The sequence below is a fragment of the Burkholderia pseudomultivorans genome, from assembly GCF_902499075.1.
Lineage (GTDB): Bacteria > Pseudomonadota > Gammaproteobacteria > Burkholderiales > Burkholderiaceae > Burkholderia > Burkholderia pseudomultivorans.
This window is the reverse complement of record NZ_CABVPP010000065.1, coordinates 1-20,096: the sequence shown is the minus strand read 5'-3', so window position 1 is coordinate 20,096 and position 20,096 is coordinate 1. Positions and strand designations below refer to the sequence as shown.

The following is a 20,096-nucleotide window of genomic DNA, read 5'->3' as shown; positions in this document are numbered from 1 at the left end:
GTTTTGTTCAAGCAGTACCGGATTATCGGCCGCACAATTCCAGCGTTTGCCGTGGCAGACGCGCGCCGGATAAATGCGAATGCGTGGAATGCCGCGAAGTTCTGTGCATTTTTCAGTCCGCTCAGTTTTCGATATTTCGCCAATTCAAACGAACATGATTACCGAACCGATTTCCCTGCACCTTTACAAAACCAATCGAGAATTTCAATTGCGTATCGCGCGTCTCCTGCAGGAAAGCGGACGCCAGTGGTTCGAAGCGGTCGAGCGCGCGACCGCCGACAGCATTGCCGAATCCGCGGCGGAGATCGAGACGCTGCGCGGAAAGACGGACTGGCCGTCCGTCGCGGCGTTGCCGGCCGAATCGCTCGGGCGTCTGTTCCAGCGGCGCGCCGACGATGCCCAGGCGGTCGCGCGGGAAGCCGTCAAGAGTCAGGCGGCCTTCACCGCCGGCTTGCAGCAGGCGCTGGGGGATTGGCAAAAGGCGGTCGGCGAGGTCGCCGGAGGCGTCAACGCCGCGTCGTCCGCGCAGGATTTCATCAAGCAATGGAGCGGCGCGTGGCAGGGCGCCACGGCCGTCGCCAACGCGAAAGTGCGAAAGGAGGCATGAGATGACGACGACCCAGGATCGCACCGCCCTCGTGACCGGGGGCATGGGGGGGCTTGGCGAGGCCATTGCCCGCGCGCTGTACGACGCGGGATGCCGCGTGCTGGTCACGCATGCGCGCGACGCGGCCTCGGCGGCCGAATGGCTCGCCGGCGAGGCGGACAAAGGCTACCGGTTTCACTCGTACGACGCGAACGTCGCCGATTTCGAGTCCTGCAAGCGCATGGCCGAACGGATTCGGGCCGACGGGCTGCATGTCGACATCCTGGTCAACAATGCCGGCATCACCCGCGACGCCACGTTCCGCAAGCTGGAAAAAGACGGTTGGGACGCGGTGCTGCGAACCAATCTCGATTCGGTGTTCAACGTCACGAAACCGTTCATCGACGGCATGGTGGAGCGGGGCTGGGGCCGCGTCATCAACATTTCGTCGATCAACGGCAGCAAGGGGCAATTCGGCCAGACCAACTACTCCGCCGCCAAGGCCGGCATTCACGGCTTCACCAAGGCGCTGGCGCAGGAAGTCGCCAGGAAGGGCGTGACGGTCAATACCGTCTCGCCCGGCTATCTGGCGACAAAGATGGTGACGGCCGTGCCGGAGGATACGCTCAAGCAGATCGTCGCCGGCATTCCGGTCGGCCGCCTCGGGCAGCCCGACGAGATCGCGGCGCTGGTCGCCTTCATCGCCAGCGATGCCGCGGGCTTCATGACCGGCAGCAACGTCGCGATGAACGGCGGCCAGCACATGTACTAAGCGCGGCCCGTCCGCTTCGCGGCGCGGCATGGCGCGATTGCCGCCGCGTGCCGTTTCCCCTTTGCGCCTTTTTCAAAAGAAACTTTTGTACGCAGAATACCGTCCTATGATGGTATTTTCGCGGGAGGCCGCCATGAAAAGAAAGGGGAATGGCGCGGCGGCATCGGCCGTCGAAAGCGCGCAACCCGTTTCGGCACGCCGATCCCTTTTCGCTCCGCATTGTCGCGACACGCAGAACGGCTTGCGCCGCAGCGGCATCGAGCAGAAGACATTCAACGGTCATGCCATGAACAAGCCCTTTTTCGCCACCCTGATTTCGGTGGTCATGCTGGGGGCGGGGCTGAGTCCCGCGTCCGCGTTCGCGCACGATCTCGACGAGCAGTTCACCTGCAAATCCAGCGCGCACGCGTTCATCTCCCGGCTCATCAGCGACCAGTCCATCGAGCCGTCGCCGATGCTCGTCGAGGCCAATTCGGTCAATGCGTTCAAGCCCCGGCACGACGCAGGGCTCACCGCATTCGGCCTGCGCGTTCGCGCGGTGTTCGGATACCAGCCGGGTGACCCGATGTTCAAGCCGGGGAACGGCAAGACGCCGTCGGGGCCGATCTACGGCGCCGTGGTGTTCGGCTCGACCGATTCCGTCGAAGCGCTCGTGCGGCAAGCGGGCAGCCACGCGGCGATACACCAGGTCATTCCGCTCATGCTCTCCGCGATCGTCTGCGAGAGCTGATCCCTCCGACAATCCCGACGCGCCGCTGGCATCCGGCGCTTGCTGCCTTCCACGCCATGAACGTCGTTCTCGTCATCAACGCAGGCTCGTCCAGCATCAAGTTTCACGCATTCGCGGTGGACGCGGCGCAACTCGAACCGATCGCGGGCGGCAAGCTCGAAGAGATTTACGAGCGTCCGCGCTTCACCGTCAAAGGCAGGGATGGCGACGTGATCGAGCACAGGGTCTGGCCGGCCGGCGAGTCCCTCGGGCACGATGCCGCGATCGCGTTCCTGCTCGACTGGCTGCGCGGCCACGCGGGCGATGCGACGCTGGTCGCGGTCGGGCATCGCGTCGTGCATGGCGGCGACGGTTATTCGGCCCCGGTGCGCGTGGACGATCGCGTGCTCGCGCAACTCGAGACGCTCATCCCGCTTGCGCCGCTGCATCAGCCGCACAACCTGACGGCGATCCGCTCCATACGGGCGCGTCACCCCGATGTGCCGCAGATCGCGTGCCTCGACACCGCGTTTCATCATACGCAGCCGGCCGTGGCGACACGCTTCGCGCTGCCGCCCGAGATCACGAGCCGGGGCGTGCGACGCTACGGTTTTCACGGCCTGTCGTACGAGTACATCGCCGGTGTGTTGCCCGAGTACGACGCGCGCGCGGCGAACGGCAAGACGGTCGTGCTGCACCTCGGCAACGGCGCGAGCATGACGGCTTTCGACAACTGCCGGAGCGTCGCGACCACGATGGGTTTCACCGCGGTCGACGGGCTCGTGATGGGCACGCGCTCGGGCAGCCTCGACCCGGGCGTCGTGCTGTGGATGCTGGAGGAGGGCGGCATGGACGCGCGCGCGATCGAGTCGCTGCTCTACAAGCGCTCGGGCTTGCTGGGCGTGTCCGGCCTCTCCAGCGACATGCGCACGCTGCTCGCCAGCGACGATCCGAGGGCCGCCGAAGCGGTCGACCTGTTCTGCTACCGGATCTCGCGCGAGCTCGGTTCGCTCGCGGCCGCGCTCGGCGGGCTCGACTCGATCGTGTTTACGGCGGGCATCGGCGAATACGCGGACGCTGTGCGCGAGCGCGTGTGCACGCTTGCGGCATGGCTCGGTGTGTCGCTCGACGCCGACGCGAACGCGCGCCACGGCCCGCGCATCAGCGACGCGAAAAGCGCGGTGGACGTATGGGTTATCCCGACCAACGAGGAACTGATGATCGCCCGGCACGCGCTGAGCCGGCTGGCGCGCTAGGGCTAGTGCGGCCGTTCCGGCCGGCCGCGCGGCGCAAGGCGTCGTCGGTCGGCATCGGCAGCGCACACTCGATTGCCTGCGGCCGCGCGCAGGCGTCTGGCGAATCCGGCGCGAATCGCGCGATCACCCGCCCGAACGATACAGCGGTGCTGGCATCGCCAGTGCCATCGCCATCGCGCGCCCGCACGTCGCCCGCACGCCCATGCCGAAGCGGATTCCGGCGCATCCGGCTCCCGCCGAACGAATCCCGGATGCTGTCCGAATAATCGAGGCTTTTGCTGTTCTTGCGCGAAGCCGCTTCGTTATACTCGAACGAAAAGCAGCGAGTGGCAAACGGCGGATGCGCGAAGGCTCCGTCCGGTCGCGAGCGATTCGAGAGACCGTGGGCGCATGGGCGCGTTCCTGTTTGAGAGGTGAGGTATGGGCGATCCTGTTGCGTCGTTGTCGATCTCCGAGGATTTTGCGACATACGTGTCTCCGCGCTTCGGATCGAGGGATTCGACGTCTCGCCCGTCCATGGTGATCGTGATCGGCGCGAGCGACGAAATCCGGCTCGTCACGGAGCGGGGCGCATACACGGGCCGGTGCCTGCTGGTTTCCCCAAATGTCAGCCGGTCGATCGAGGTCAACAATGCCACCGGCCTGTACAGCATCCAGCTGGACCCGGCGAGCCGGCTGAGTCAATACCTGCGGCGTCACGTGCCGGGCGAGAAACCGGTCGTCGATCTGTCGAAGAAGGCCGAGGGCTTCGTGCTGGAAACGTCTGGCGCCGCGCTCGGAAAGCCGCCGGGCGACCCGGACATCGCGGCGGCGTCGCAGCGCGTGCTCGATGCGTTGTTCGGGGACGCCGTCGCGTTCCCGGCCACCGAGTGCCGCGTGCAGACGGTCGCAGGCTGCCTGAAGGCCCGCGTCCCGGTGCGTACCGATCCCCGTTCGCTGGCGAGGCTGTGCGGCATTTCGGAAAGCAGGCTCGTGCATCTGTTCGCGTCGGTGACGGGCGTGTCCATCCGCGAGTACCTGCTTTGGGTCAAGGCGCGAAAGGCCGTGTCGATGTTCGCGTCCGGCAAGACGCTCACCGAAGTCGCCCATGCCACCAGCTTCTCCGACCAGGCGCACCTGAGCCGGACATTCAAGCGCTACTTCGGCCTCACGCCTTCTTTCCTCTCGAATCCGCGCCTGGTGCGCATTTCGAACAGCGCAACGGGGTGTCGCGCCGAACCGGATTGCGGGCGGCACTGCGGGCATTCGAGCTTCCGGATCGCCGATCCGGCGAAGCTCTGCTGAATGAAATCGCGCGTGCGCGACCGGCATCCGGCGCCGCGCGATCTCAATTCCGCACGCGCTTGCGGAATGCGCTCGGCGTGATGCCGTGCCGGCGCTTGAACGCCTGCGAGAAACTCGACAGGTCGCTGTAGCCGAGCCGCCCGGCGATTTCCGTGAGCGTCAGGTCGTCGGCGCCGAGCAGGCTCTCGGCGGCCGACCGGCGCGCCTCGGCCAGCAATTCCCGGAACGTGACGCCCTCGTCGCTCAGGCGGCGCTTCAGCGTCCGCTCGCTGACGTTCATCAGGCGGGCCATGCGCCCGAGATCCGGCAGTGCCGCCCCGGCGGCGCTCAAGTGATGGCGGACCGCCGCCGCGGTGCCGGTGCGCGCGCGTCTCGATTCCATGAGCTGCGCGCACATCTGTTCGCACATCGACGCCGTGACCGGATTCGCATGCGGCAATGCGCGGCTCAGGAGCGAGCGCTCGAACGACAGGCTGTTGAAGCGCGCGGAGAACTCGTGCTCCGTGCCGAGCGCGGTCGGCCACGCCCGGGACGGCCGGTACGCCGGCCGCGGCTCGTCGCCCCTGAACGCGAAACGGAGCGACGCGATGTCGCCGCCCAGGACGTCGCGCAGCAGGACGGCCGCGGCCGCCATGTCCCGCTCGACGAGAAATTGCCGGATGTCGTCCGCGAGGTGATCGAGTTCGCCGAATCGCAACACGCCGACGTGCTCGTGCTCGTGGTACGTGATCGAGGTGAACGCGTAGGAAAGCGGCAGGAAACGCAGCGCGAGCGTGAGCGCGTCTCCGACGGTCTCGCTGCTGATCAGGCCGTAGCCCAGCATCCCGTGCACCGAAAACGTATAACGGCATCCCACCTGGAGCCCGAGCCCGGGCGGGTGCTTCAGCAGCCGCAGCAAATTGCGCGCGATGCACAGCTCCTGCGCGGCGGCCAGTTCCAGGTTGGGGTCGTCGAGCTGGCCGGCGGCAAGGCGCGTGCCGGCCAGCAGGCGAGCGGCCGGCACGCCATGCTCCTGTCCGAAACCGATCAGAAGCCGCGCGCTCGCCGGGCCTCTCGTGAACTCCCCGAAACTCATGTCGACGGACCTCGTGGAAACATCGCTTTGGCCTGAATCATAAAATATTTGTCCTCTCGCAACATTGTAGTTTTTGTGCGTGGCGAGCAACATACGCGTACGTTGCCAGTGTGCGCCGGATCGTTGTGCGTATTTAAACTGACGCGAAGCCAGCAAAAATGGCGATGCGACGAAAGCGGGTGCGTCAATCAGTCGTCGCATTTTCGTTGTCGATCCGGTAATGAGGCTCGCGCGTCGCGATAAATCCGCTAGGATTGTCGTCGCGCAGGGTTTATGCCGCCGCGCGATTCCCGTTTCGCCCTGTCCGCGAAAAGAGACGTGGCGAACGCAAGCCGCCGCGGAACGCGCTGCGCCGCGCCTGCCGTGCGCGGCGTCTGCCCGGCCCGGCCCAATGTTTCGAGGGCCGCGGGCATGGGCGGCGGTCGTCGGTTCCACGAACCTTGTGCTTCAGCGAAATCGCGCGGGCGAATGACGCCGCGCGTCAGGCCGGCGGTGCGGTTCCGATCGGCGAATGCGGACGGCGAGTCAGGCGTGTGTTTTTTTCCGGCGCTGCGCTGGCGGCGCGCGTTTGTTTTTATGTCCGATTCGGACAGCGTCGTTTTGTCTCGCGGACGAACGTAAGGCGTGAGGCGAAATGCGTCGGGCGCTGGGCGATTGTCATGCGAATGAATCGGTTTATTTCCGGGAGATTGCGCACTGCCATGGTTGATATGTATTCGATGAATTCCGTCGGGCATTTCGGTTTCGCAGCAGTTGCATGCGGCGATCAGCCGGTTGTGCCCGCATTGATTTGACCCATGGTCGACAGAGTGCAGATGAACAAAAGACGCAGTTGGGCGATCGCGGCGGTCGTGGCGGTCGGATTGGCCGGCGCGGGCGCGTGGTGGGTGCATGACCGGCGCGGCGCATGGCCGGACGATATCGCGTTCGCGAACGGGCGGCTCGAAATGGCGCGCATCGATGTCGCGGTGAAGTACGGCGGGCGCGTGGTCGAGCTGCCCGTTCACGAGGGCGACGTGCTCGCGGCGGGCGCGGTGGTCGCGCGCGAGGACGACTCGGAATTGCTGGCGCAGCTCGACGCGGCCAGCGCATCGCGCACGCGCGCGGCCGGCGCGGCGACACGCGCGCGCGCCGAGGTCGATGCGAGCGCGGCAAACGAGCGGCTGGCGGGCCTCGAATGGACGGAGACGTCGAAGCTGTTCGGCGACGGGCAGGTGTCGGGCGTCGAGCGCCAGCGCCGCCGGTTCGCGCTCGACGGCGCCGAGGCCGGCCAGCAGGCCGCCCGCTCGGGGCTCGACGAGGCGCATGCGGCAATCGCCGAGGCCGACGCGCAGATCGCGCGGCTGAAGACCGTGCTCGCCGACACGACCATTCGCGCGCCGATCGCGGGCCGGGTCGAGTACCGGATCGTCGAAGTCGGCGCGGTGCTGCCCGCGGGCGGGCGCGTCGCGACGATGCTCAACCCTGACGACATCTATTTCACGATCTTCCTGCCGGCGCCGCAGGCGGGCAAGCTCGCGATCGGCGCCGACGCGCGCATCGTCCTCGACGCGTTCCCGAACGAACCGATTCCCGCGCGCATCGGCTTCGTGTCGAGCGACGCGCAGTTCACGCCCAAATACGTCGAAACCGCGGGCGAGCGCGCGAAGCTGATGTATCGCGTGAAGCTGCAGTTGCCGGTCGACGTGGCGCGGCGTCTCGCGCCACGGCTGAAGGCCGGCCTGACCGGCAACGGCTTCGTGCGGCTCGATGGCGCGCATCCGTGGCCCGCGGCGCTCGCCGTGCGCGGGAGCTGATCGATGGCTGCCACGCTCGGCACGTCGGGGGCTGGCCATGCGGCGGGCGCGATCCATGTCGCGAACCTGTCGCATCGCTATGGCTCGGCGCTCGCGCTCGACGACGTATCGCTGTCGCTGCCGGCGCACACGACGATCGGCCTGATCGGCCCGGACGGCGTCGGCAAGTCGACGCTGCTCGGCGTCATCGCCGGCGTGAAGCGCATCCAGCAGGGCGACGTGTCGGTGCTCGGCGCGGACCTGCGCGTGCGCGACCGGCGCGAGGCGATCCTGCCGCGCGTCGCGTTCATGCCGCAAGGGCTCGGGCGCAATCTGTACCCGACGCTCTCGGTGTACGAGAACATCGATTTCTTCGCGCGCCTGTTCGGGCTCGATGCGCATGCGCGCGCGGCGCGCATCCAGCGCCTGCTCGATGCCACCGGCCTTGCGCCGTTTCCGGACCGGCCGGCAGGCAAGCTGTCGGGCGGGATGAAGCAGAAGCTCGGCCTGTGCTGCGCGCTCGTGCACAATCCCGACCTGCTGATCCTCGACGAACCGACCACCGGCGTCGATCCGCTGTCGCGCCGCCAGTTCTGGACGCTGGTCGACGATCTGCGCGCCGAGCATCGCGGCATGAGCGTGATCGTCGCAACCGCCTACATGGAAGAGGCGCAGCGCTTCGAGCATCTGGTCGCGATGGACGGCGGGCGCGTGCTCGTCAACGACAGCACGCAGGCGGTGCTCGAGCGCGCGGGCACGGACGACCTGGAGCGGGCGTACGTGTCGCTCCTGCCGGGGGCCGGCGGCGCCGGCGCGGCCGCCCTTGTGATTCCGCCGCGCCCGCAGGACGGCGCGCCCGCGATCGTCGCCGACGGGCTCACGCGGCGCTTCGGCAGCTTCGTCGCGGTCGATCACGTGAGCTTCCGGATCGAGCGCAACGAGATCTTCGGCTTTCTCGGCTCGAACGGTTGCGGCAAGACGACGACGATGAAGATGCTGACGGGCCTGCTCGACGCGACGAGCGGGACCGCGACGCTGCTCGGCAAGCCGATCGACGCGACCGACATGAACACGCGGATGAAGGTCGGCTACATGTCGCAGTCGTTCTCGCTGTACGAGGAGCTGACGGTGCGGCAGAACCTCGACCTGCACGCGAAGCTCTACCGGATGGAGGGCGAGCGCGCGAGTGAGGCCGTCGAGCGGTCGCTGGCGAGCTTCGAGCTGCAGCCGTGCGCCGACGAGCGGCCCGCCGCGCTGTCGCTCGGCATCCGCCAGCGGTTGCAGCTCGCGGCCGCATGCCTGCACAAGCCGGAAGTGCTGATCCTGGACGAACCGACTTCGGGCGTCGATCCCGGCGCGCGCGACATGTTCTGGCGGCACCTGATCCAGTTGTCGCGCGAGGAACGCGTGACCATTTTCATCTCGACGCACTTCATGAACGAGGCGGCGCGCTGCGACCGCATTTCGCTGATGCACCGCGGCCGCGTGCTCGCCGTGGGCAGCCCGGAGGAATTGCGCGAGCAGCGTCACGCGTCGACGCTCGAAGAGGCGTTCGTGGCCTGTCTCGAAGAAGCCGAGGCGGCCGGCGCGACGGCGCCGGCCTCGCGCCAGCCGGATGCGGCGCGACCTGACGCTCAGGCGGACGCGACGGCCGAAGCGACAGCCGAAGCAACCGGCAAAGCGACAGCCGAAGGGGCCCCCGAAGCAACGCCCACCACAGCCCCCACCGCCGGCTCGCTCGCGCGCATCTGGGCCTTCGCGCGCCGCGAGTCGCTGGAACTCGCGCGCGACAGGCTGCGGCTCGCGTTCGCGCTGCTCGGCCCGGTGGTGCTGCTGCTCGCCGCCGCATGGAGCGTGTCGTTCGACGTGGAGAACGTGCGGTTCGCGGTGCTCGATCGCGACCATAGCCTCGAAAGCCGTACCCTGGTCGAGCAGTTTTCCGGCTCGCGCTACTTCGTGCCGACCGGCCACGTGTACACCGACGGCGAAGCGCACCGTCTGCTGCAGGCCGACGACGCGCAGCTGGTCGTCGAGATTCCGCCGGACTTCGGCCGCGACCTGCTCGCCGGGCGCCGGCCCGAGCTGTCGTTCCATGTCGATGGCTCCAGCCCGTTCCCCGGCGCGACGATCGGCACCTACGTGAACGCGGTGCTGCTCGACTACGTCGGCAAGGAAATCCGTCATGCGAGCGTCGCGATGCCCGCACTGCCGGTGTCGGTCGAGTCGCGCTTCATCTACAACGAGGAATTCCGCAGCATCTATGCGATTACGCCCGGCGTCATCATGCTCGCGCTGATCCTGATCCCGACGATGCTGACCGCGCTCGGCGTCGTGCGCGAGAAGGAGATGGGCTCGATCACGAATCTCTATGCATCGCCGGCGGGCGTCGGCGAGTACCTGCTCGGCAAGCAGGCGCCTTACGTGGGGCTCGCGATGGTGAGCTACCTCGTGCTCGTCGCGCTGACCGTCACGGTGCTCGGCGTGCCGCTGAAGGGATCGTTCGTCGCGCTCTCGATCGGCGCGCTGCTGTTCGTGTTCGCGGCGACCGGCCTCGGCCTGCTCGTGTCGACGTTCGTGCGCTCCCAGGTCGCGGCGATTTTCGGCACCGCGATTCTGTGCCTGATTCCGTCGGTCAATTTCTCCGGGCTGCTCTATCCGGTGTCGACGCTCACCGGGAGCAGCTACTGGGCGGGCCTCGGCTTTCCGTCGTCGTGGTTCCAGCTCGTGAGCCTGGGCAGCTTCACGAAGGGCCTGGGCGCCGCGCACTTCGGCACGATGTACGCCGCGCTGTCGGGCTTCGCGCTGCTCTACCTGATCGGCGCGTATTGCCTGTTGCCGAAGCAGGAGGCCTAGCCGTGACGCAATGGTTCAAGAATGTCGCGCGGCTCAGCCGCAAGGAGATCTTCAGCCTGTTCAGCGATGCGACGCTGATGGCGCTGATCGTGTTCGCGTTCACGCTCGCCGTCTACTCGGTCGCGAAGGGGATCAAGGCCGAAGTGTCGAACGCGTCGGTGGCGATCATCGACGGCGACCACTCGGAGCTGTCGCGGCAGTTGCGCGCGGCGATCCAGCCGCCGTATTTCAAGCCGCCGGTCGACGTCGGCCGGCAGGACATCGACGCCGAGCTCGACCGGGGCCGCTACATTTTCGCGGTCGAGATCCCGCCGCGCTTCGAGGCGGACGTGCTGGCGGGCCGTTCGCCTTCGGTGCAGGTGCTGGTCGACGCGACCGCGATGACGCAGGCGGGCCTCGGCACCGCGTACCTGCAGCAGATCTTCACGACCGAGACGTTCGCGTTCCTGCGCGCGCGCAACCTCGATGCGCGGCTGCCGGTGAATGCCGTCGTGCGCGTGCAGTTCAATCCCAACACGGAATCGTACTGGTTCACGTCGACCATGCAGATCGTCATCGACATCACGGTGCTGTCGATCATCCTGGTCGGCGCCGCGGTGATCCGCGAGCGCGAGCACGGCACGATCGAGCACTTGCTCGTGATGCCGGTGCGCGCGAGCGAGATCGCCGTCGCGAAGATCATCGCGAACGGCTCGGTGATCTTCGTCGTGTCGCTGCTGTCGCTGTGCTTCGTCGTGAATCTGTGGCTGAAAGTGCCGCTGCAGGGATCGATCGCGCTGTTCGCGCTGGGCACCGCGCTCTACCTGTTCTCGGTGACGGCGCTCGGCATGTGGCTCGCGACGCTCGCGCCCGCGATGCCGCAGTTCGGGCTGCTCGCCGTCCCGACCTATGCGATCGCGTATCTGCTGTCCGGGGCCGCGACGCCGGTGCAGAGCATGCCGGTCGCGATGCAGCCGTTCGTGAAGCTGCTGCCGACGACACAGTTCGTCGCGCTCACCCAGTCCATCCTGTTCCGCGGCGCGGGCATCGACATCGTATGGCCGCGCCTGCTGGGCATCGCCGCGGCGGGCGGACTTTTCCTCGCGCTGGCGCTCGTGCGCTTCCGCTCGATGCTCGCGCAACAAGGTTGAATCGCCGATGACCGACTTCAGAATCATTCAGAACGCTTGCGCGAGACCCGCGACGGGTGCCGATGCGCGCCGTGTGCCGGATCGCGCGCCGGGGCGTGCGTCGCGCCGGCGAGAGGGCGCCGCCGTGGCCGCCGCGATCGCGGCGGCGATGCTCGCCGCCTGCACGTCGATCGTGAAGGTCGACGTGCCGCCTCAGCGCGACGTTCCCGCCGCGTTCGAGCAAGTGCCGGCGGCGGACGGCACGCAAGCCGACCTCGCGCACTGGTGGTCGCAATGGCAGGATCCCGCGCTTGCCCGACATGTCGAGGACGCGCTGCAGGCGAACACGGATGTGCGCGTCGCGCAGGCGCGCGTGCGCGAGGCGCGCGCGCTCGCGGCGGTCGCCGAATCGGCGCGCTATCCGTCGCTGTCCGCGCGGGCGGGCGGCGTCCACGGCTTCGGCAACCTGCGCGATCCGTCGCAGGTGCCCGACGGTTCGCCCGATCTCGACAGTTATGCGGGCGGCATCACGGCCGGGTGGGAAGTCGACATCTTCGGCCGCCGCGCGAGCGACGCGCAGGCCGCCGCGCTGCTGGCCGACGCCGCACAGGAAAAGCTGCGCGGCACGCGCGTCGCGATCGCGGGCGACGTCGCGCAGAACTACCTGGAAGCGCAAGGGCTGCAGCGCAGGCTCGATCTGCTCGATCGCAGCCTCGTCACGCTGCATGCGCTGCAACGCTATACCGACGCGCGGTTTCGTGCCGGGCAGGCCACGCGCTACGACGTGGCGCGCGTGAACGAGCAGATCGTCGCGCGCGAGGCCGAGCGTCCCGCGCTGGCGAGCCAGATCGACGTGCGCAGGCGGCGGCTCGCGATCCTCGCCGGCCAGCCTCCGCAACAGGCCGCGCCGCTGGCCGCGCCGGGGCCGTTTCGGGTGCCGGCCGTGCCGGCGGGCGAGCTGCCGTCGGCGGTGCTGGAGCGCCGGCCCGACGTGCGCGCGACGGCGGCGATGGTGCGCGCGCAGGCCGCACGGCTCGGCAGCGCGAAAGCCGACCTGCTGCCGCGCTTCTATCTGACGTTCGTCGGCCTCGACGGCCGCGTGCATCTCGACGGCCTGCCGGGGCTGAGCGGCACGGGCGGGTTGATCGGCATCGGCGCCGACCTGCCGATCTTCAACGCGGGGCGCATCCGCTCGAACATCGAGGCCAACGATGCGCGCCTGCAGGCCGCGCTCGCGCAGCACGACAAGACGCTGCTGCAGACGCTCGAGGAAGTCGACAGCGCGTATGGCGTGCGTCACGGCTTCGACCAGCGCAGCGAGCGGCTGGTGGCGACGCTCGAGATCGCGCGCCGCAACGCGGACGAGGCCCGGCGCCTTTACGAAGGCGGCCGGCGGACGTTGCAGGACGTGCTCGATGCGCGCATCGACGCGCTGCGGCGCGAAGACGAACTGGTGCAGTCGCAGACCGGCGAGGCGCTCGCGACGGTGCGGCTGTATCTCGCGCTCGGCGGCGGCTGGTCGAGCGGCGACGAGGCATCGCCCGGCAAGACGTGAGCGGCCGGCGCGAAGCTGGCGTGGCGAGCGAAGCGGGGCCGGGAGGCCGCGCGCGGGAACGAACAACTGAACCGTCAGTCCAGTCCGGCCGGTTCGCCGGCGACGGACGACAAAAGGGGTATTCATGGAAACGATCGACCAAGCAGCCGAAGCCGTTGAATCGACGTGCTTCCCGTTCCTGCGGGACAGCCTGTTCCCGTGGGGCGCGATGTCGTCCTACCTGGCCGACGCGTGGCAGCGCGGCATCCTGTACGCGGACGTGATGCGCGAGCGCGGCAACCGGTACAACGCGCATCTGGCGGAGAAAGTCCCCAACGTCCTGCATTTCCCCTGCGAACTGATCCTGTCCGGGCTCGACCTGCCGAAACCGGTGAACTACGGGCTCGTGCGCATCCTGCCCCATGCCGATGCACCGACGGACGAGACCAAGCGCCCGTTCGTGGTCGTCGATCCGCGTGCCGGGCATGGGCCCGGCATCGGCGGCTTCAAGCCCGACAGCGAAGTGGGCGCGGCGCTGCGCGCGGGCCATCCGTGCTATTTCGTCGGCTTTCTTCCCGACCCGGTGCCGGGGCAGACGGTCGAGGACGTGATGCGCGCCGAAGCGGCGTTCCTCGAAAAGGTCATCGAGCGGCACCCGGACAGCCAGGGCAAGCCGGCGGTCATCGGCAACTGCCAGGCCGGCTGGCAGATCCTGATGACGGCGGCCATGCGCCCGGAGCTGTTCGGCCCGATCATCGTCGCCGGTTCGCCCGTCTCGTACTGGGCCGGCTGGAAGGGCAGGAACCCGATGCGCTACGCCGGCGGCCTGCTCGGCGGCTCGTGGCTGACCGCGCTGACGAGCGACCTGGGCGCGGGGCGCTTCGACGGCGCCTGGCTCGTGCAGAACTTCGAAAACCTGAATCCGGCCAACACGCTCTGGACCAAGCAGTACAACCTCTATTCGAAAGTCGATACCGAGGCCGGGCGCTTCCTCGACTTCGAGGAATACTGGGGCGGGCACGTGTTTCTCAACGACGTGGAAATGCAGTACATCGTCGACAACCTGTTCGTCGGCAACCGCCTGGCCACCGCGGAGCTGATCACGTCGGACGGCATCCGCCTGGACCTGCGCAACATCCGCTCGCCGATCGTCGTGTTCTGCTCGTACGGCGACAACATCACGCCGCCGCCGCAGGCGCTCGGCTGGATCACCGATCTGTATCGCGACGACATGGACGTGCTGACGCATGACCAGACCATCGTGTACGCAACGCACGAGAGCATCGGCCATCTCGGCATATTCGTGTCGGGCGGCGTCGGGCGCAAGGAGCACCGGAAGTTCGCGGCGAACATCGACCTCATCGACCTGCTGCCGTCCGGAATCTACGAGGCCACGATCGGCGCGAACCCCGAGCAGAACGTTCAGCCCGCCCCGGTCGAGGGCGAATTTCTGCTCGACGTGAAGCCGCGCAAGCTGGACGACATTCGCGAGATCGTGCAGCCCGACCCGCAGAGCGACCGCCGCTTCGACACCGCCGCGCGCTGCTCGGACATCAATCTCGGGCTTTACCGGACCTTCGTGCAGCCGTGGGTCCGCGCGTGCGTGACGCCCGAATCGGCGCGCCGCCTCGAAACCCTGCATCCGCTGCGCGTGGGTTACGAATGGTGGTCGGACAGCAATCCGCTCGCCGCATGGGTGTCGGCCGTCGCCGGCGACGTTCGCGCGAACCGGACGCAGGTGCTCGCCGACAATCCGGCCTGGCAGGCCCAGGAGCGCGTGTCGGATGCGATCGAGGCGGTGCTGGACCAGTGGCGCGATCTGCGCGACGCCGCCTACGAGCAGACGTTCGAGGCCGTATACGGTTCGCCGTGGCTGCAGGCGCTCGTCGGGCAAAGGGCGGCCGACGACCGGCCGCCGCGTCCGTATCCGAGCGTTTCGCCTGAGCATCGTCAGTTCGTCGACCAAAAGCTCGCCGAGTTGCGCTCGGCCATCGACGAAGGCGGCCTGATCGAGGCGGCGCTGCGGGCGATCTTCTACGTGCTGCGGCATCGTCCGGAAATCGACGAGCGCCGCTTCAATCTCGCGCTGCGCCTTCACGAGTCGGGCGCAGTCAAGCGATCGTCGCGTCGCAAGGCGAACCTCATCGAGGCGTTCCGGATCATCGTGCGGCAGCAGACGAACCTGATGCGCCTCGATCTCGACGCGGCGATGGCCGCGATTCCGCAGTTGCTGGCGCGATCGGAGCCGAACGAAATCCGCCGGCTGGGCGATGCGCTGGAGCAGGTGTTCACGGCCGGCGATCCGCTCGGCGAAGAGGAGCAGGTGGACCTGCGGCACGCTCTGGCGATATTCGACGCTGCCGCGCGACGGTGAGCGCCGGGCGGCGCGGCGCTCGGCGCGCATGGAGACGCGAAGATGCTGTGCCGGCCGAGCCCGTCGCGCAACTCCAGCGCGCGACGCGCGCGCAACTGCAGACCGTCGATGCCTGCCTTGCGGCTGCGCGCGGCGAGATCCCGGCCGACCAACAGGAACGTCTTGCGCGCGTCGCCCGCGTGCTCGGCGTGGATGCGGGCGAGAAGCCCAACAAGCGCGGAAAGTCGACCGAAGCCGCCTGAGGATCCCCATGGAAAACAAACGAGAGAAATACGCGCGCCTGATCGCGTTCGCGAAGACGTTGCCGCCGACGCCGACGGCGATTGCCCATCCGTGCGATGAGAGTTCGCTCCGCGGCGCGGTCGAGGCCGCGCAACTTGGCTTGATCCAGCCGATCCTGGTCGGCCCGTCGGACCGGATCGTCGCGGTGGCGGGCGAGAGCGGGCTGGACATCGCGGATCTGCAGCTCGTCGATGCGCCGCACAGCCACGCGGCGGCCGATACGGCCGTGCGCCTCGTGCGCGAGGGACGCGCACAGGCCTTGATGAAAGGGTCGCTGCACACGGACGAACTGATGAGCGCGGTCGTCGCGCACGACACCGGATTGCGCACCGCGCGCCGCATCAGCCACTGCTTCGTGATGGACGTGCCCGGTCACGACGATCCGTTGATCATCACCGACGCGGCGGTCAACATCGCGCCGACGCTCGAGGACAAGGTCCACATCGTGCAGAATGCGATCGACCTTGCCCATGCGCTGCGATTTCCGGCCGCGCGCGTCGCGATTTTGTCCGCGATGGAAACGGTCAACCCGAAGGTCCCGTCGACGCTCGATGCCGCGGCGCTGTGCAAGATGGCGGACCGGCGCCAGATCGAAGGGGGCATTCTCGACGGCCCGCTCGCGCTCGACAACGCGATCAACGTCGATGCCGCCCGGCTCAAGCACATCGATTCGCCGGTCGCCGGGCACGCGAACGTGCTGGTCGTGCCGGATCTCGAGGCGGGCAACATGCTGGCGAAGAGCCTGTCGTTTCTGGCGGGCGCCGACGCGGCCGGCATCGTGCTCGGCGCGCGCGTGCCCGTGATCCTCACGAGCCGGGCCGATTCGGTGGTCGCGCGGCTTGCGTCATGCGCGGTGGCGGCCCTGGTCGCGCTCTGGCGGCGCGACCCGTTGCGCGCGGTCGTCAACTGAGCCGAGGGACCATGGACGTCATTCTGGTCGTCAACGCGGGTTCGTCGAGCCTCAAGTTTTCCGTCTTCGCGGTGAGCGGGAGCGCGCTCGATCCCGTCTGTCACGGCAATTTCGAGGAAATCGACACGCATCCGCAGGTCCATGTCACGGACGCGCAGGGCGCGCCGCTTGACGAGAAGCGCTGGCCTGAAGGCTTCCGGCTGGGCCACAGTGGCGCGATCGCCTTCCTGTTCGACTGGCTGCATGGCCACGCCGCCGGCTATACCGCGATCGGCGTCGGCCATCGGATCGTGCACGGCGGAAGCCACTATGCGAGGCCTGTGCGCATCGACGACGAGGTGATCGCCGACCTGGAGGCGCTGGTCCCGCTGGCCCCGCTGCACCAGCCGCACAACCTGGCCGCGCTCCGGATCATCGCCGCGCGGCGCGCGGATCTTCCGCAGGTCGCCTGCTTCGACACCGCGTTCCACCACGGGCAGCCGGCGGTCGCGACGCAATTCGCGCTACCGCGCGAGATCACGGAGCAGGGCGTGCGGCGCTACGGCTTCCACGGTTTGTCGTACGAGTACATCGCATCGGTGCTGGCGCGCTACGACGAGCGGGCCGCGCGCGGCAAGACCGTGGTGATGCATCTGGGCAACGGCGCGAGCATGGCCGCACTTGCGAACGGAAGGAGCATGGCGAGCACGATGGGCTTTACCGCGGTCGACGGATTGCCGATGGGCACGCGCTCGGGAACCGTCGACCCCGGCGTGCTGGTGTGGCTGATGGATCATCAGCACATGGACGCCCGCGCGATCGAGACGCTGCTGTACAAGCGTTCCGGCCTGCTGGGCGTATCCGGCATCTCGAGCGACATGCGGACGCTGCTCGCCAGCGACGATCCTGCCGCGGCCAATGCGGTCGAGCTGTTCTGCTACCGGGTGTCGCGTGAGCTCGGATCGCTCGCGGCCGCGCTGGGCGGACTGGACAGCATCGTCTTCACGGCCGGGGTCGGCGAGCATTCCGCCGCGGTGCGCGAACGGATCTGTCGCGCGGCGGCCTGGCTTGGCGTATCGCTCGACCCGGCGGCGAACGCGCGCCACGGGCCGCGTATCATCACGGCCGGGAGCGTGGTGTCGGCGTGGGTCATTCCGACCGACGAGGAGCGGATGATCGCGTCGCACACTCTCGATCTGCTGGAGATCTGAATGGAAGACACGCCGAACCTGCCCCTCGCGGGCCGAAAGGTGCTGATCCTCGGCATCGCAAACGAGCATTCGATCGCCTACGGATGCGCGCGCGCGTTTCGCGAGCTGGGCGCCGAGCTGGCGATCACCTACGCGAGCGAAAAATCGAAAACCTATGTGGAGCCGCTCGCGCGCGAACTCGGGGCCACGCTGTTGATGCCGCTCGACGTGTCGAAGCCGGGTGAAATGGAATCGCTGTTCGACGCGATCCGCGACACGTGGGGCCGGCTCGACGTGGCGCTCCACTCGATCGCATTCGCGCCGAAGGCGGACCTGCAGGGCGGCCTGATCAACAGTTCCGCGGAAGGGTTCGCGACGGCGATGGACGTGTCGTGCCACTCGTTCATCCGGCTGGCGCGGCTGGCGGCACCGCTGATGGACCAGGGCGGGACGCTGTTTGCGATGAGCTACCTGGGTGCGTCCAGGGTCGTGCCGAATTACGACCTGATGGGGCCGGTCAAGGCGGCGCTCGAGGCGGCGTGCCGGTATCTCGCCTACGAACTCGGCCCGCGCGGCATTCGCGTTCATCCGGTTTCGCCGGGGCCGCTCAAGACGCGAGCGGCATCGGGCCTCAAGGATTTCGATCTGTTGCTCAACGAAGCACGCCAGCGCGCGCCGCTCGGCGAACTGGTCGACATCATGGATGTGGGCTTTGCGTGCGCGTATCTGGCGACGCCGTATGCGCGGCGCATCACCGGCAACACGATATTCATCGACGGTGGCGTCAGCATTGTCGGCTGACGTTCGTCCGTATTCCCGCTCGATGCGTTTGTGTGTCGGGCGGCTTTGTTGCGCAAATGGTCGCGGCCCGATGGTAGGCTTGCCGCATGACTCTCAAGAAGAAGACGCCGGTGCGCTACCGCACGACGAACTGGTCGCAGTACAACGCTGCGCTGAAGGCGCGGGGCTCCCTGGGGATCTGGCTTGACCCGGGCATGCAGTGGCTGGCGGCGGCCAGCGGCAAACGGGGGCGTCAGCAGCGGTATTCGGATGCCGCGATTCAATTCTGTCTCAGCGTCAAATATCTGTTCAACCTGGCTTTGCGCCAGGCGTTGGGTCTGGTGGAGAGCCTGCTCAAGCTGGCGGGGCTAGACTGGCCGGTGCCGGACTTCAGTACGGTATGCCGTCGTCAGCGCAACCTGCAAGCGCAACTGAGCTATCAGCCGCGGCATGGCGGACTGGATCTGCTGGTCGACAGTACGGGCGTGAAGTTCCTGGGCGAAGGCGAATGGAAGACCCAGAAACACGGCGCCGACTACCGCCGCCAGTGGCGTAAGGTGCATCTGGCCGTCGATGCGAATACCCTGGAGATTCGCGGTATCGAGGTCACCAGCAATGCGGTGGGCGATGCCCCGATGCTGCCCGAGTTGCTCAAACAAATTCCGGCCGACGAACCGATAGCGAGTGTCGGCGGTGACGGCGCCTACGATACCAAACTCTGCCATGCCGCAATAGCGGCGCGCGGTGCCCAGGCGATTATCCCGCCTCGTCGCAACGCCCAATTCTGGAAACCGGGGCGTGCCGGGGCAGCGGCCCGAAACGAGGCGCTGCGAGCCTGCCAATATCTCGGGCGCAGGCTGTGGAAGCGCTGGAGCCGATATCATCGCCGAAGCTTGGTGGAAACGAAAATGCACTGCTTCAAACGCCTGGGGGATCGCGTGGCTGCCCGCACGTTTGAACGCCAAGTGGTCGAGTTGCAGATCCGTGCGGCGTTGCTCAACCGCTTCAGCCAGCTCGGCCGGCCGAATACGGTCGCTGCGGCAGCTATGGCATAAGTCCGTCTGGGGTTTGGGGTAGTTTCGCCCCGAGCTGATTTACGCAACAGAGCCGCGATGAAACACAAATGGTGGAACCGTTTCAAGCGGCGTACCGTGCTCGCCGCAGTTCCGAATGGCCGGGTCAAGCCATGCCCGCCGCCAATAGGGGGTACTGACGTCAACCGGGTTGATCACGAGGCAGCGGTAGCAGTATGGCAAGCGCCGTCTCGGCGTCATCCAGCCCTCCGGCGTCTGAATTCGGTCGAGTGTCACAACGTCGATGCGAGCCAACACGGCCAGTTTGTGCATGGTGGTCTCGTCCAACGGCGGGAACATAATCCATACTGCATTGGTCAAGGCCGGCAACGAACCAAGTCCATTGGCCTCCCACGCCTCTTCGACTGTCATCCGATAGCGGCCCGCGATTCGTCCGAACCAGCTGCTGTTGAAGCCCTTAAAAACTGCTAATCGTGTCCATAGATTACGCTAATGTAAGACACGGCCACGGCCCCGCGAGATAAGGCATTGCTGCCGTCTCGCGCGTCTTTTCATGCGTTGCGTTTTGGCAACGCGCGCACGATCGGATGTCCG

Annotated in this window: 18 protein-coding genes; 15 read left to right on the top strand and 3 right to left on the bottom strand. The window is 67.5% G+C overall.

All coding sequences use genetic code 11. The features are described 5' to 3' along the window. Positions 1–154 precede the first annotated feature (154 nt). From BST28156_RS29440 to BST28156_RS29420, 5 genes are all read left to right on the top strand, one after another. Complete coding sequence (locus BST28156_RS29440) at positions 155–607, top strand: hypothetical protein (RefSeq protein ID WP_011880243.1); 453 nt, start codon at positions 155–157, stop codon at positions 605–607. 1 nt (position 608) lies between these two features. Further along, positions 609–1,358: an acetoacetyl-CoA reductase gene (phbB, locus tag BST28156_RS29435; protein ID WP_011880244.1), complete on the top strand. Its 750-nt coding sequence runs from the start codon at positions 609–611 to the stop codon at positions 1,356–1,358. A gap of 133 nt (positions 1,359–1,491) precedes the next feature. Then, positions 1,492–2,088, top strand: coding sequence for a hypothetical protein (locus tag BST28156_RS29430; RefSeq protein ID WP_105772918.1), 597 nt, complete (start codon positions 1,492–1,494; stop codon positions 2,086–2,088). Positions 2,089–2,144: 56 nt separating this feature from the next. Then, positions 2,145–3,323, top strand: a complete 1,179-nt coding sequence (locus tag BST28156_RS29425; RefSeq protein ID WP_011880246.1) for an acetate/propionate family kinase — start codon at positions 2,145–2,147, stop codon at positions 3,321–3,323. 420 nt (positions 3,324–3,743) lie between these two features. Continuing rightward, positions 3,744–4,607 carry a helix-turn-helix transcriptional regulator gene (locus tag BST28156_RS29420; protein ID WP_043292645.1) on the top strand — a complete coding sequence of 288 codons (864 nt, stop codon included), beginning with the start codon at positions 3,744–3,746 and terminating at the stop codon, positions 4,605–4,607. 43 nt (positions 4,608–4,650) lie between these two features. Here the strand turns inward: BST28156_RS29420 and BST28156_RS29415 are convergent, their stop codons facing one another. Continuing rightward, positions 4,651–5,682 (bottom strand): AraC family transcriptional regulator, encoded by a 1,032-nt coding sequence (locus tag BST28156_RS29415; protein ID WP_011880249.1) that lies wholly within the window; start codon positions 5,680–5,682, stop codon positions 4,651–4,653. A gap of 248 nt (positions 5,683–5,930) precedes the next feature. After that, positions 5,931–6,419, bottom strand: a complete 489-nt coding sequence (locus BST28156_RS29410) for a hypothetical protein (RefSeq protein ID WP_146121629.1) — start codon at positions 6,417–6,419, stop codon at positions 5,931–5,933. Positions 6,420–6,479: 60 nt separating this feature from the next. Here BST28156_RS29410 and BST28156_RS29405 point away from each other — a divergent pair, with 60 nt between their 5' ends. The 10 genes from BST28156_RS29405 to BST28156_RS29360 all read left to right on the top strand — a co-directional run bounded on the left by BST28156_RS29405 (position 6,480) and on the right by BST28156_RS29360 (position 19,523). Next, positions 6,480–7,478, top strand: a complete 999-nt coding sequence (locus BST28156_RS29405; protein WP_011880250.1) for an HlyD family secretion protein — start codon at positions 6,480–6,482, stop codon at positions 7,476–7,478. 3 nt (positions 7,479–7,481) lie between these two features. Continuing rightward, complete coding sequence (gene rbbA / locus BST28156_RS29400; protein ID WP_011880251.1) at positions 7,482–10,310, top strand: ribosome-associated ATPase/putative transporter RbbA; 2,829 nt, start codon at positions 7,482–7,484, stop codon at positions 10,308–10,310. 2 nt (positions 10,311–10,312) lie between these two features. Then, positions 10,313–11,440, top strand: a complete 1,128-nt coding sequence (locus BST28156_RS29395; RefSeq protein WP_011880252.1) for an ABC transporter permease — start codon at positions 10,313–10,315, stop codon at positions 11,438–11,440. 124 nt (positions 11,441–11,564) lie between these two features. Beyond that, positions 11,565–12,974, top strand: a complete 1,410-nt coding sequence (locus BST28156_RS29390) for an efflux transporter outer membrane subunit (protein WP_226092299.1) — start codon at positions 11,565–11,567, stop codon at positions 12,972–12,974. A gap of 124 nt (positions 12,975–13,098) precedes the next feature. Further along, complete coding sequence (locus BST28156_RS29385; protein WP_011880254.1) at positions 13,099–15,327, top strand: DUF3141 domain-containing protein; 2,229 nt, start codon at positions 13,099–13,101, stop codon at positions 15,325–15,327. Positions 15,328–15,374: 47 nt separating this feature from the next. Next, complete coding sequence (locus BST28156_RS29380) at positions 15,375–15,569, top strand: hypothetical protein (RefSeq protein WP_012464895.1); 195 nt, start codon at positions 15,375–15,377, stop codon at positions 15,567–15,569. Between the two features lie 8 nt (positions 15,570–15,577). Further along, on the top strand, positions 15,578–16,519 hold the full coding sequence (locus tag BST28156_RS29375; protein ID WP_011880255.1) for a phosphate acetyltransferase: 942 nt from the start codon (positions 15,578–15,580) through the stop codon (positions 16,517–16,519). 11 nt (positions 16,520–16,530) lie between these two features. Continuing rightward, on the top strand, positions 16,531–17,709 hold the full coding sequence (locus BST28156_RS29370; RefSeq protein ID WP_011880256.1) for an acetate/propionate family kinase: 1,179 nt from the start codon (positions 16,531–16,533) through the stop codon (positions 17,707–17,709). Beyond that, positions 17,710–18,489, top strand: coding sequence for an enoyl-ACP reductase FabI (gene fabI, locus BST28156_RS29365; protein WP_011880257.1), 780 nt, complete (start codon positions 17,710–17,712; stop codon positions 18,487–18,489). 86 nt (positions 18,490–18,575) lie between these two features. Then, positions 18,576–19,523: an IS5-like element ISBvi6 family transposase gene (locus BST28156_RS29360; RefSeq protein WP_105772917.1), complete on the top strand. Its 948-nt coding sequence runs from the start codon at positions 18,576–18,578 to the stop codon at positions 19,521–19,523. A gap of 39 nt (positions 19,524–19,562) precedes the next feature. Here BST28156_RS29360 and BST28156_RS29355 read toward each other — a convergent pair whose 3' ends face one another. Beyond that, positions 19,563–19,913 carry a hypothetical protein gene (locus BST28156_RS29355; RefSeq protein WP_011880259.1) on the bottom strand — a complete coding sequence of 117 codons (351 nt, stop codon included), beginning with the start codon at positions 19,911–19,913 and terminating at the stop codon, positions 19,563–19,565. Positions 19,914–20,096: the final 183 nt, after the last annotated feature.